This is a genomic window from Streptomyces sp. NPDC094448, from assembly GCF_044763775.1.
Classification (GTDB): Bacteria; Actinomycetota; Actinomycetes; order Streptomycetales; family Streptomycetaceae; genus Streptomyces.
The window spans coordinates 208409-222536 of record NZ_JBIWGU010000014.1 but is presented as its reverse complement, the minus strand read 5'-3'; the positions used below and the strand labels follow the sequence as shown (position 1 = coordinate 222536).

3 protein-coding genes are annotated in these 14128 nt (G+C 73.3%); 1 reads left to right on the top strand and 2 read right to left on the bottom strand.

The genetic code is table 11. From position 1 onward, the window contains the following. Positions 1 to 12190: SDR family NAD(P)-dependent oxidoreductase (locus ACIQ9E_RS25940; protein ID WP_403710901.1), on the top strand; the 12190-nt coding region annotated here is incomplete at its 5' end. 82 nt (positions 12191 to 12272) lie between these two features. On the opposite strand, the gene ACIQ9E_RS25935 is transcribed toward ACIQ9E_RS25940, so the two are convergent. Continuing rightward, positions 12273 to 13091: an ABC transporter permease gene (locus ACIQ9E_RS25935; protein WP_403710900.1), complete on the bottom strand. Its 819-nt coding sequence runs from the start codon at positions 13089 to 13091 to the stop codon at positions 12273 to 12275. Beyond that, positions 13088 to 14092 carry an ATP-binding cassette domain-containing protein gene (locus ACIQ9E_RS25930; RefSeq protein ID WP_403710899.1) on the bottom strand — a complete coding sequence of 335 codons (1005 nt, stop codon included), beginning with the start codon at positions 14090 to 14092 and terminating at the stop codon, positions 13088 to 13090. Before ACIQ9E_RS25930 ends, ACIQ9E_RS25935 begins: the two co-directional genes overlap by 4 nt. Positions 14093 to 14128: the final 36 nt, after the last annotated feature.

The window sequence follows — 14128 nt, the reverse complement described above, 5'->3', positions numbered from 1 at the left end:
GTCGTGGGTTGGTTGGGAGGAGGTTGTGGCGGGGGGTTCGGTGCCGGGGGTGGTGGTGCTGGATTGTGGTGTGGGGGTGGGGGTGGGGGATGTTCCGTGGGGGGTGCGTGGGGTGTCGTATCGGGTGTTGGGGGTGGTGCGGGAGTGGTTGTCGGATGAGCGGTTTGCGGGGTCGCGGTTGGTGGTGGTGACGCGTGGTGCGGTGGGGGTTGTGGAGGGGGGTGGGGTGGATGTGGTGCAGGCTCCGGTGTGGGGTTTGGTGCGTGCGGCGCAGGCGGAGAATCCGGGTCGGTTTGTGCTGGTGGATGTGGAGCCGGGTGCGGCTGTGGATGTGGTGGGGGCTGCGTTGGTGACGGGGGAGCCGGAGTCGGCGGTGCGGGCGGGTGAGGTGTGGGTGCCGCGTCTGGTGCGGCTGGAGGCTGCTGGTGGTGTGCCGGTGTTCGATCCGGAGGGGTGGGTTTTGGTGACCGGGGGGACGGGTGGTCTGGGTGGGGTGGTGGCGCGTCGGCTGGTGGCGGAGTACGGGGTGCGGCGTCTGGTGCTGGTGGGTCGGCGGGGTGCGGCTGCTCCTGGTGCGGAGGAGTTGGTGGCCGAGCTGGCGTCGCTGGGTGCTGAGGCCCGTATCGCCGCGTGTGATGTGTCGGACCGGGAGGCACTCGGCGCGCTGGTGTCCGCGATGGTCGCGGAGCGCCCGCTGACCGCAGTCATCCACGCCGCCGGCATCGGCGACAGCGCCGTCATGGCCGCGCTCACCCAAGAGCAGATGGACGCGGTGTACGCCCCCAAGGCGGATGCCGCCTGGTATCTGCACGAGCTGACCCGGGACATGGACCTGGCCGCGTTCGTCCTGTTCTCCTCGGCCGGCGGACTGGTGCTGACCGCCGGACAGGGCAACTATGCCGCGGCGAACGTCTTCCTCGACGCCCTCGCCGAGCACCGGCAGGCCGAAGGACTGCCCGCCACCTCCATGGCCTTCGGCCTCTGGGAGGTCGGCGGCGGACTGGGGGCCCACCTGCGCGACGTGGACCGCAAACGGATGGCCGCCCAAGGCGTACCGCCGCTCACCCACGAAGCCGGTCTGGCCCTGTTCGACGCGGCCCTGCGGTCCGAGCGCGCCACCGTCGTTCCCGTACGGATCGACAAGGCCGCCCTGCGCAGCCGCAAGGACGAGGTACCCGCACTGCTGCGCGGCCTCGCCTCCGTCGTACGGCGGACCACAGCGGCTGCCACCAGCACGGCCGCCGCCGAACCGACCCTGAACGACCGGCTGTCGGGTCTGTCGGCGGGGGAGCGCCGGCGTACGGTGCTGCATCTGGTCCGGGCGCAGGTCGCGTCCGTACTCGGGCATGCGTCGGCCGAGGCGATCGGCGCGGACCGGGCCTTCCAGGAACTGGGCTTCGACTCACTGGCTGCGACCGAACTGCGCAACCACCTCAGCCGGGCCACCGGCCTGCGACTGCCCGCCACCCTCGCCTTCGACCACCCCAACGCCCACTCCGTCACCGACCACCTCCTCACCCTCCTCGGTGACAGCGAAACCGAAGAGATCGCGGATGAGGAAGGGGTCCACCGGGCCCTCCGGTCCATCCCGACCAGCCGCCTGCGGGACGCGGGCCTGATGGAGACCCTTCTGGAACTCGCTGAGGTCCGGATCACCCCCGCCGACCCGGCCGAAGAGGGCAACCCGGACCCCACCACCGACGCGGACGGCGACCCACTGGCGGCCGCCCGCCGGGAGACCGCCCGGCTGCGCGCCGACAACCGCAAGCTCGCCGCCGACCGGCACGAGCCCATCGCGATCGTCGGCATGGCCTGCCGCTACCCCGGCGGTGTGACCGGCCCCGAGGACCTCTGGCGGCTCGTCATCTCCGGCGGCGACGCGATCTCCGCGTTCCCCGCCGACCGCGGCTGGGACCTGTCCTCCCTGCGCGACCCCGACGGAGCCGGCCCGGACGCGTACTACACACGCACCGGCGGATTCCTCGACGGAGCGGCCGACTTCGACCCGGCCTTCTTCGGTATCTCACCGCGCGAGGCCCTCGCCATGGACCCGCAGCAGCGGATCACCCTGGAACTGGCCTGGGAGGCACTGGAACGCGCGGGCATCGACCCGACGTCGCTCCGGGGCAGCCGCACCGGCGTATTCGCCGGGGTGATGTACCACGACTACCCGGGCAGCGACGGCAACGGCAGCGTGGTCCCGGGCCGGGTCTCCTACCGGCTCGGCCTCGAAGGCCCCGCCGTCGCCGTCGACACCGCCTGCTCGTCCTCCCTCGTCGCGCTGCACCTCGCCGTGCAGGCACTGCGGCAGGGCGACTGCTCGCTGGCGCTGACCGGCGGGGTGACGGTGATGGCGACGCCCGGTGTGTTCGCCGAGTTCGGCCGCCAGGGCGGGCTCGCCTCCGACGGCCGGTGCAAATCGTTCGCCTCGGCGGCCGACGGCACCGGATTCGCCGAGGGCGCCGGCTTCCTCGTCGTCGAGCGGCTCTCCGACGCGGTCCGCAACGGTCACCAGGTGCTCGGTACGATCCGCGGCTCAGCCGTCAACCAGGACGGTGCGTCCAACGGTCTGACCGCGCCGAACGGCCCCTCGCAGCGCCGGGTGATCCGGCAGGCTCTCGCCAACGCCCGGCTCGCCGCCGACCAGATCGACGCCGTCGAGGCGCACGGCACCGGCACCACCCTCGGCGACCCCATCGAGGCACAGGCGCTGCTGGCGACCTACGGCCGGGGGCGCCCGGCCGGCCGGCCGCTGTGGCTGGGCTCGGTCAAATCGAACATCGGCCACGCGCAGGCCGCGGCCGGCGTGGCCGGGGTCATCAAAATGGTCATGGCCATGCGTCACGGGACCCTGCCGGCGACTCTGCATGTGGACGAGCCCAGCCGGGAGGTGGACTGGAGCGCCGGAGCCGTACAGCTGCTCACCGAGGGCCGTGCCTGGGACGGCGACGGCCGGCGTCCGCGCCGCGCGGGAGTCTCGTCCTTCGGGATCAGCGGCACCAACGCGCATGTGATCGTCGAGGAGGCTCCGGCAGTCCCGCTGCCCGCCGCCGATACCGGGTCCGGCCCCGGCGACCGGGCCACTGCCCCGGCCGCCGTCGTGGTGTCCGCCGCGACCCCGGACGCCCTCCGGGCCCAGGCCGGCCGCCTGCTGGAGTTCGTCGGCGCGGCCGGCGGAATCCGCCCCGTCGACCTCGGCCACTCACTCGCCACGACCCGGGCGGCACTCGACCACCGGGCCGCGTTCCCCGCCGCCGACCGGGACCAGCTCGTCGCCGGACTCGGGGCGATCGCGCGCGGCGAGACGGCCACGGCCGTCGCGACCGCCGCACCACTGGCGTTCCTGTTCTCCGGACAGGGCTCCCAGCGGCTCGGGATGGGCCGGGAGCTGTACGCCCGCTTCCCGGTGTTCGCAGCGGCCTTCGACGCGGTCTGCGCGGAATGGGACCTGCCGGTGCGCGAGGTGGTGTGGGGCGAGGACGAAGACGCAGTGCATCGGACGGTGTACGCGCAAGCGGCACTCTTCGCCGTTGAGGTGGCCCTGTTCCGGCTGGTGGAATCCTGGGGTGTACGGCCGGACTTCGTGGCCGGTCACTCGATCGGCGAGGTGGCCGCGGCACATGTGGCCGGAGTGTTCTCCCTCCCCGACGCGTGCGCACTGGTCGCGGCCCGGGGCCGGCTGATGCAGGCCCTGCCCGCGGACGGCGCGATGCTCGCGGTACGGGCCGCGGAGGCGGAAATCGTCCCGCTGCTCGACGAATCGGTGGCCGTCGCCGCCGTCAACGGCCCCGAGTCCGTCGTCGTATCCGGTGCCGCCGAGGCGGTGGAGAGGATCCGCAGGCACTTTGCGGACGCGGGCCGCAAGACGACCCGCCTCCGGGTCTCGCACGCCTTCCACTCCCCGCTGATGGACCCGATGCTGGAGGAGTTCCACGCGGTGGTGGCGGGGCTGTCCCGGTCCGAGCCGACGATCCCCGTCGTGTCCAACCTGACCGGTGGCATCGCCGCGGGCGAGCTGCTGCGCACCCCGGAGTACTGGGTCCGACATGCCCGCGACACGGTCCGATTCGCCGACGGCATCCGCACCCTGACCGGTCTGGGCGTGCCCCGCTTCCTGGAGATCGGCCCGGACGGAGTCCTCACCGCACTGGCCCAGGAGGCGGCCGCCGACGGCGCCGTACTCGTCCCCGTACTGCGAGCGAACACCTCCGAGGAGACCGCGGTACGGCACGGAGTGGCCCTCCTCCACGCGCACGGCGTCGAAGTCGACTGGCCCGCCTTCTACGCGGGCTGCGGAGCCCGGCGCGTCGACCTGCCCACCTACCCCTTCCAGCACCGGCGGTTCTGGCCGGCCGTCATGGCGTACGCGGGCAGCGCGGAATCCGTGGGGCTCAAGCCCGCGGAGCACCCCCTGCTGACCGGCACCGTCGAACTGGCAGGTACCGCCGGACAGCTGTTCACCGGGCGGCTTTCGACGCGGTCGCACCCCTGGCTCGCGGACCACACGGTCATGGGCGCGGTCCTCGTACCCGGCACCGCACTGCTCGAACTGGTCCTGCGCGCGGGCGACGAAGTCGGCTGCGCGACCGTGGACGAACTGACCCTGGGGGCGCCGCTGGTACTGCACGCCGAGGGCGGCGTACAGATCCAGGTCCGGGTGGGCGAGCCGGACGGTTCGGACCGCCGGCCGGTCAGCGTGTACTCCCGGGACGCCGACACCGACACCGACGCCGGTTCGGCCGGCGCATGGACACGCCACGCGGACGGCTTCCTCACTCCGGACCCGGCCGCCGGAGCCGCAGTGTTCGACGCGCGGCTCTGGCCGCCCGCGGGCGCCGAGAACCTGGACGTGACCGATGTGTACGAGCGGTTCGCCGAAGCCGGGTTCGGGTACGGGCCGGTATTCCAGGGCCTGCGCGCGGCCTGGCGGCTCGGCGGGGACGTGTACGCCGAGGTCGCGCTGCCCGACGATGTGGACGGCGGGGTGTTCGGCCTGCATCCGGCCCTGTTCGACGCGAGCCTGCACGCTGCCGCGGCGGCCGCGGATGCCGGGGCGGGCGGCGGAGTGCCGTTCGCATGGTCCGGAGTGTCGCTGTACGCGTCCGGCGCTTCGGCCCTGAGGGTCCGGCTGACCCCGGGCGCGGACGGTTCGCTGTCCGTGGCGCTCGCGGACGGGACGGGCACCCCCGTTGCGTCGGTGCGCTCGCTGACCGTGCGACCGCTCTCCGCCCGGCAGCTGGGGGAGGCGGGGGCGGCCGTGCGCGCCGCACTGTTCGCGGTGGAGTGGACACCGGTGGAGGTCCCCGGCGGCGCGGCGCCGGACGTGGAGCTGGTCCGGCCGGCCGAGCCGGACGGTTCCGGCGATATCGTCGGATCGGTGCACGCGCTGACCGCCCGGGTGCTGGAGCTGGCCCGGCGGGAGCGGCCCGGCTCGGGCTCCCCCCTGGTCTTCGTCACCCGCGGTGCCGTGTCCGGAGAGAACCCGGCGGCCGCCGCGGCCTGGGGACTGCTGAGGTCTGCACAGTCCGAGCACCCGGGCCTCTTCGTCCTGGTCGACGTGGCCGGAGAGGAACCCGGCGCCGAGGTGCTGAAGTCCCTGGCCGCACTCGGAGAACCCCAGCTGTCCGTCCGTGACGGCCGGGTGCTGGCGGCCAGGCTGGCCCGGGTCGAGGCCGGGCGGCAGCCCACCCCGGTCTGGGCGGGTGAGGACAGGGTCCTGATCACCGGTGGTACGGGCGGTCTCGGCCGGACCGTGGCCCGGCATCTGGTGGCCGAGCACGGCGTACGCGGCCTGCTGCTCGTCAGCCGTCGCGGTATCCGGGCGGACGGCGCGGCCGAACTCGTCGCGGAGCTGGCCGAGGCGGGCGCGGACACGGTCGTGGAGGCATGCGACCTGACCGACCGGACCGCCGTGGACGGTCTGCTGGCCCGCCACCGCGTCCACGCCGTCGTCCATACCGCCGGTGTCCTCGACGACGCGCTGCTCGGCTCGCTGACGGAGGACCGGCTGGCCGCCGTCCTCCGCCCCAAGGTGGACGCGGCCTGGAACCTCCACGAGGCGACCAGGGGACACGGCCTCGCGGCCTTCGTCCTGTTCTCCTCGGTGGCAGGCACCTTCGGCAACGCCGGACAGGCCAACTACGCTGCGGGCAACTCCTTCCTGGACGCCCTCGCGCGGCACCGGGAAGCCCTGGGCCTGCCCGGCACTTCGCTCGCCTGGGGACCGTGGTCCGGCGCGGGCGGCGGGATGACCGGCGCACTCACCGCGGCCGACACGGAACGTATGACGCGTGCGGGCCTGCCCCCGCTGACACCGGAACAGGGACTGGCCCTGTTCGACGCCGCGCTCACGGCCGGGCGCCCGGTGGTGCTGCCGGTCCGTCTGGCCCTGGCCGCGATCCGGGCGCGCGGCGAGGTCCCGGCGCTGCTGCGCGGCCTGATCCGCAATCCCACCCGGCGCGCGGCCACGGCGGCCGGTCCCGACGCCGGCCTCGTCCACCGGCTCACCGGTCTCGACCCGCAGCCGCGTCACGATGCGCTGCTCGACCTCGTACGGACGCAGATCGCGCTCGTACTCGGGCATACGGACCCGGCGGAGGTGGACCCGGCCCTGGCCTTCCAGGACCTGGGCTTCGACTCCCTGACAGCGGTCGAACTGCGCAACCGGCTCGACGCGGCCACCGGTCTGAGGCTGCCGGCCACGCTGGTCTTCGACTACCCGACCGCGGACACGTTGGTGCGCTTCCTGCTCGACGAGATGTTCGGGAACGAGCCCGCCGCGGCGGAGCGCCTGCCCGCCGTACCGGCAACAGCGGCGGATGCCACCGGCGATCCGGTGGTCATCGTGGGCATGGCCTGCCGTTATCCCGGTGGTGTCGCCTCGCCCGAGGACCTGTGGCGGCTGGTCGCCGACGGCGTGGACGCCGTCGGCGGATTCCCGGCCGACCGTGGCTGGGACGTGGAGTCGCTCTACCACCCGGACCCGGAACAGCCGGGCACCAGCTTCACCCGCTCCGGCGGCTTCCTCGACGACGCAGCGGACTTCGACGCCGGTTTCTTCGGGATGAGTCCGCGTGAGGCGTTGGCGACGGATGCTCAGCAGCGGCTGTTGCTGGAGACGGTGTGGGAGGCGGTGGAGCGGGCCGGGATCGACCCGGTGTCGTTGCGCGGTTCGCGGACCGGCGTCTTCGCCGGTGTCATGTACAGCGACTACGCGAGTCTGCTCGGCGGCCGGGAGTTCGAGGGGCAGCAGGGCAGCGGCAGCGCGGGCAGTATCGCCTCCGGCCGGGTGTCGTACGCGCTGGGTCTGGAAGGTCCGGCGGTGACGGTGGACACGGCGTGCTCGTCGTCGCTGGTGGCGCTGCATCTGGCGGCGCAGGCGCTGCGGTCGGGGGACTGCTCCCTGGCGGTGGCCGGTGGTGTGACGGTGATGTCGACCCCGACCACGTTCATCGAGTTCTCGCGCCGGCGCGGCCTCGCGGCCGACGGCCGGTGCAAGGCCTTCGCCGAGGCCGCCGACGGCGTCGGCTGGGGCGAGGGCGTGGGCATGGTGGTACTGGAGCGGCTGTCCGACGCGGCACGGAACGGGCATCACGTCCTGGCCGTCGTCCGCGGCTCCGCCGTCAACCAGGACGGCGCCAGCAACGGCCTGATGGCCCCGAACGGTCCCTCGCAGCAGCGGGTGATCCGGCAGGCGCTGGCGAGCGGCGGTCTGTCGGCGTCCGATGTGGACGTGGTGGAGGCGCACGGCACGGGCACCACACTCGGCGACCCGATCGAAGCGCAGGCCCTGATCGCGACCTACGGCCAGGACCGTGAACTCCCGCTGCTGATCGGCTCGGTGAAGTCCAATATCGGCCACACCCAGGCAGCCGCGGGTGTGGCCGGAGTCATCAAAATGGTGCTGGCCATGCGGCACGGCGTGGTGCCGAAGACATTGCACGTCGATGCGCCGTCCTCGCATGTGGACTGGGCGGCGGGTGAGGTCGAGCTGTTGTCGGAGGAGCGTGCCTGGCCGGAGTCGGGCCGCGTACGCCGGGCCGGGGTGTCCTCGTTCGGAATCAGCGGCACCAACGTCCACCTGGTGCTGGAACAGCCCGAACGGACCACTCCGGACCCCGTTGAACCCTCGGTCGTGCCGGGTGTGGTGCCGTGGCTGGTGTCGGGGAAGACGGAGGAGGCGCTGCGCGACCAGATTGGACGCCTGCGGTCGTATGCGGAGGATGCGGGGCTGCGGCCGGTGGATGTGGGTCTGTCCACTCTCGGCCGGTCGGTTTTCGCTCACCGGGCTGTGGTACTCGACGGTGAGCAGGTCATCGAGGGCCGGGCGCTGGGCGGGAAGACGGCGTTTCTGTTCTCGGGGCAGGGGTCGCAGCGTCTCGGCATGGGCCGTGAGCTGTATGCCCGCTTCCCCGTCTTCGCGGAGGCTTTTGACGCGGTCTGTGCGGAGCTGGATGTTCCGGTGCGTGAGGTGGTGTGGGGTGGGGACGCGGATGCCCTGAACCGGACCGTGCATGCCCAGGCGGGTCTGTTCGCGGTTGAGGTGGCGTTGTTCCGGCTGGTCGAGTCGTGGGGGGTGACTCCGGACTTTGTGGCTGGTCATTCGATTGGGGAGGTGGCTGCGGCGCATGTTGCGGGGGTGTTCTCCCTGGCTGATGCGTGTGCGCTGGTGTCGGCGCGTGGCCGGTTGATGGACGCCCTGCCGGAGGGTGGTGCGATGCTGGCGGTGCGGGCGGGCGAGGACGAGGTTCTGCCGCTGCTGGATGCGTCGGTGTCCGTTGCCGCGGTCAACGGCCCTTCTGCGGTTGTGGTGTCCGGTGCCGAGGAAGGGGTGGAGGCGGTACGGGTCCACTTCGAGGCCCTGGGCCGTAAAACGACCCGGCTCAAGGTCTCGCACGCCTTCCACTCGCCGTTGATGGACCCGATGCTGGACGGCTTCCGTACGGTCGTCTCCGGGCTGTCGTTCGCGAGTCCGCGGATCGGCATGACCACAGGCACGGATCCGGTGTGCGATCCGGAGTACTGGGTGCGGCACGTCCGCGAAGCCGTCCGCTTCGCCGACAGCATCCGCACCCTCACCGAAGCGGGCGTGACCCGCTTCCTCGAACTCGGCCCGGACGGCACCCTGTCCGCCCTGGCCGCCGAAACCGCCCCCGACGGCACGACCGTCACGGTCCCCGTCCTGCGCAGGAACCGCGGCGAAGAGGAGTCCGCGCTCCACGCACTCGCCCGGCTCCACGTGAGCGGCGCGCACGTCGACTGGACCCCCCTCTTCACCGGCACCGGTGCCCGGTCGGTCGATCTGCCGACGTACACCTTCCAGCACCGCCGCTACTGGCCCACCGGGGCATCCGCCGGACGCGGTGGTGCGGAGGCGCTCGGGCTCCGATCCGCCGAACACCCCCTGCTCTCCGGCGCGGTGGAGCTGGCCGGAGCCGAAGGCTTCCTGTTCACCGGCCGGCTCTCGACGGCCGGCCATCCGTGGCTCGCCGACCACAGGGTCATGGGATCGGTGGTGGTGCCCGGTACGGCCCTCCTCGACATCGCCGTCCGGGCGGGTGACGAGCTGGGCTGCCCCGCCGTCGAGGAACTGACCCTGGCCGCACCGCTGGTCCTGCCCCGGCAGGACGGCGCCGTACACCTGCAAGTGGCCGTGGCCGCCGCCGACCCATCGGGCCGGCGCGCGCTCACCGTGCACTCCCGGCCCGCCGCCGGAGGCGCCCACGAACCGTGGACACTCCACGCCAGTGGCGTGCTCACCGAGCCCCCCGCCCCGTCGGCCGCACCGTTCGAAGCGGCGGTCTGGCCACCGGCCGGAGCGCAAGCCCTGGACACGGCCGACGTGTACGAGCAGTTCACCGACGCCGGGTTCGAGTACGGCCCGGTGTTCCGGGGCCTGCGCGCGGCCTGGCGGCTCGGTGACGAGGTGTACGCGGAGGTCGCCCTGCCCGAAGGCGTCGAAGGCTCGGTCTTCGCACTGCACCCGGCACTGTTCGACGCCGTCCTGCACGCCTTCGCACTGGACGGCGGAACCGGTGGCCCGGCCGGCGGCGGGGTCCCGTTCTCCTGGACCGGTGTCTCAGTGCACGCATCGGGCGCCTCGGCGGTACGGGCCCGGCTGAGCCGCTCCGGTACGGGCGGCGCGGTGTCCCTCGCCCTCGCGGACACCACCGGAGCACCGGTGGCCTCCGTCGACTCCCTCGTCGTACGGCCCATCAGCGCCGAACAGCTGGGCGCGGCGGACCGGGCCGGGCAGGACTCCCTGTTCCACCTGGACTGGACACCCGTCGACACCGGCGACGACACCGGCGCCGCCGTCCGAACGGCGGTCCTCAGCACCATGAAGGGCGCGGATACGGCCCGCCTGGGCGACCACCCCGTGTACGCCTCTCTCGCCGAACTGGCCGCCGACGAGACCCGGCCGGCCCCGGACGTGGTCCTCGTACCGCTGACGGATGCCGGGCCGGACACCGGAACGGACGGCGCGGCGGACGACCCGACGGCCACCGGAATGCCGCAGGCGGTGCACGCGCGCACCCTGCACGCGCTCGAACTGGCGCAGGCATGGCCGGCCGAGGACCGGTTCGCCGACGCCCGCCTGGTGTTCGTCACCCGGGGCGCCGTCTCGGGCGCGGACCCCGCGGCGGCCGCCGTCTGGGGCCTGGTGCGCTCGGCCGGCTCGGAGAACCCGGGCCGCTTCGGCCTGGTGGACCTCGACGGCGCGGATACGGCCGCTCTGCTCCCGGGGGCCCTCGCCACCGGAGAACCGCAGCTCCTCCTGCGCGGCGATACCGTGCTGGCCGCCCGGATCGCCCGGATCGCCCGGCTCGACCCGGACCCGGCCCCGGCCGCCCCGGTATGGGCGGGCGAAGGAGCGGTCCTGATCACCGGCGGTACCGGCGGCCTGGGCCGCCTGCTCGCCCGCCACCTCGTCACCCGGCACGGTGTACGCGAACTGGTCCTGGTCAGCCGCCGGGGCGCCGAGGCCGAAGGAACGGCCGAACTCGTCGCCGAACTCGCCGAATCCGGCGCCCGCACGGTGGTCGAGGCATGCGATGTCGCCGATCCGGCGGCCGTCGCGGAACTCGTCACCCGCCACCCCCTGCGCGCGGTGGTCCACACCGCGGGCGTGCTGGCCGACGGAACCATCGGATCCCTCACCGCGCAGCGGCTCGCGGACGTCCTGCGCCCCAAGGCGGACGCGGCCTGGAACCTGCACGAGGCAACCCGGGACCTGCCCCTGGAAGCATTCGTCCTCTTCTCCTCCGCGGCCGGTACCCTCGGCAACCCCGGACAGGCCAACTACGCCGCCGCCAACGCCTGCCTGGACGCCCTGGCCCGGTACCGCCGGGCCGAGGGCCTACCCGGCACCTCCCTCGCCTGGGGCCCCTGGACGGGAACCGACGGCGGTATGACCGCAGCGCCTACCCCGGCCGAAGCCGAACGTTCGGCGCGGGCCGGGCTACCGCCCCTCACCCCCGGGCAGGGACTGGAGCTGTTCGACCTCGCGGTCGGCGCCGCCGAGCCGGCCGTACTGCCGATCCTGCTCGACCTCCCGGCGCTCCGCGCCCGCGGTGAGGTCCCCGCACTGCTGCGCGGCCTGATCCGTACCCCCGTACGCCGCCCCGCCACCCCGGACGGTACGGACGGCGGGCTCACCGGCCGGCTGGCTGCCCTGCCGCAGGCCGAACGGTACGACGCCCTGCTCGCGGAGGTACAGGGCCAGGCCGCGACGGCCCTCGGGCACTCCCGGGCCGAGGAAGTGGACCCGCAGCGCACGTTCCAGGACCTCGGCGTCGACTCGCTGACCGCGATCGAACTGCGGAACCGGCTCAACGCCCTGACCGGAACCCGGCTCCCCGCCACCCTGGTCTTCGACTACCCGACGACCGCGGAGTTGGCGGACCATCTGTACACGCTCCTCGACCTGGCGCCGCAGGCACAGCCCGATGCCTCCGCCGCCCTGCTGGCCGAACTGGCCCGGCTGGAGTCCGCCTTCGCCGGGGCGGAAGTCAGCGACGAGGCGTTCGCACGGATCGCGGGACGCCTCGACGTCCTGAAGGAGAAGTGGGGCGCGCTGCGGGTGGCCGGTTCAGGGGAGGACACCACCGGATCCGACGGCGGTTTCGACTTCGAAGCGGCCTCCGACGACGAGGTGTTCGATCTGCTGGACCAGCAACTCGGTCAGTAGCCGGCCGATACGGAAGAGCCCCTGGGGCCGGACCTGCTCGGAGGTCCGGCCCCAGGGGCGTCGTACGGTTCGGCGCCGGCCGCTACTGCACCGGCCGGCGGAAGCCCAGCACCGCCAGGGCACCGCCCACGGCGGCGATCACACCCCCGATCACCAGCGCCGGGACGATCGCGTCCGAGCCCGGGATGCCCAGCGCGAGCGCACGGGTCGCGTCGATCGCGTACGTCAGCGGATTGACCCCGGCGACCGCCGCCAGCCACCCCGGCAGATCCTCGACCGGCATATAGGCGCTCGACGCGAACATCAGCGGCAGGACCGCGATCACCGCCAGATTCTGCATCGGCTCGGCCCGCCGCAGCCAGGCCCCGGCCGCGATGAACGCCCAGCCCAGCGACCAGCTCATGAACAGGGTCAGCCCGACCGACGCCGCCAGATCGACCGCCCCGCCGTCCGGCGCGTACCCGAGCACACCGAACGCCAGCAGCAGGATGACCACGGCCTGCACCGCGCCGCGCACCAGGCCGGCCAGGCTGCGGGCGATCAGCAGCGAAGACGGCACGATCGGCAGCGACCGCAGCCGGGCCACCACCCCGTTCTTGAGATCGTCGACGAGCCCGACACCCGACTGGACCGCCGACTGCACCGCGTTGTCGACCAGTACCGCCGACAGTACGAAGTCGAGATAGGTGATTCCGGCGGGGAAGTGCGGCGGTTCGCCCATCTTGCTGAACACCTGCGTCAGCACGAACAGGATGACCACCGGCTGGAGCAGCCCGAACAGCATCACGCCCGGGTCCGTCGCCATCGAGCGCAGCGAGCGCGCGGTGAGCACCCGGATCTGGAGGAGAACGGAACTGTCCGGCCACACGGCCCGCGGCGAAGGGGTGGGAGTGACGGTCATGAGGCGGATCCTTCGGACGGAGCGGGCACCGGGGGCACGGCGGACCCGGATGCCCGGCCGGCCAGGGCGAGGTAGACGTCGTCGAGGGTGGGTTCGCCGAGGGACAGCTCGGTCACCTCGGCCCCCGCCTGGTCCAGTGCCCGGATCACCGTCGCCACCTCCTTCGACGCGTCGATCGGGATGACGAGGCAGCCGCTCGGCCCGGCCACCACCGGGTCCATGGCGGCCCGGCGCAGCGCGCCGGCCACGCTCTCCGGGTCGGCCGCCGGGTCCAGCGCGACGGTGACGGTGCGACGGCCCACGGCCGCCTTCAGCTCCGCCGCCGTACCGCTCGCGACGACCCGGCCGCCGGACAGTACGGTGATGGAATCCGCGAGCCGGTCGGCCTCCTCCAGATACTGGGTGGTGAGAAGGACGGTGGCGCCCTCGGCGACCAGGCCCTCGACGATCTCCCACAGGCCCAGCCGGGCCTCCGGGTCCAGGCCCGTGGTCGGCTCGTCCAGAAAGACCACTTCAGGACGGCCCACCAGGCTCGCCGCGAGGTCCAGCCGCCGCCGCAGCCCGCCGGAGTACGTGCGGGCCCGGCGCCCGGCGACGTCCCCCAGCCCGAACAGCTCCAGCAGTTCATCGGCGCGCACCCGGGCGGCGCGGCGGCCGGCGCCCAGCAGCCGGGCGATCAGCACCAGATTGTCCCGGCCGCTCAACTGGCCGTCCACCGAGGCGAACTGCCCGGTCAGCCCGATGCGCCGGCGTACCTCGCGCGGCCGGCGCGTCACATCGTGGCCGGCGACCGACGCGGTGCCGGAGGAAGGGGGGAGCGCGGCGGTGAGAATGCCCACCAGGGTGGTCTTACCGGCGCCGTTGTGCCCCAGCAGACCGAGGACGGATGCCCGGGGGACGGAGAGGTCCACCGAGTCCAGTGCGCGCACGGTGCCGAAGGTCTTACCGAGATCCCGCGCCTCGATCATGGTCTCGGGAGGCCCGGTGGGGAGTCCGTTCATGGGAGTTCTCCGGATTCGTCGGGTCGGGGAAAGGGA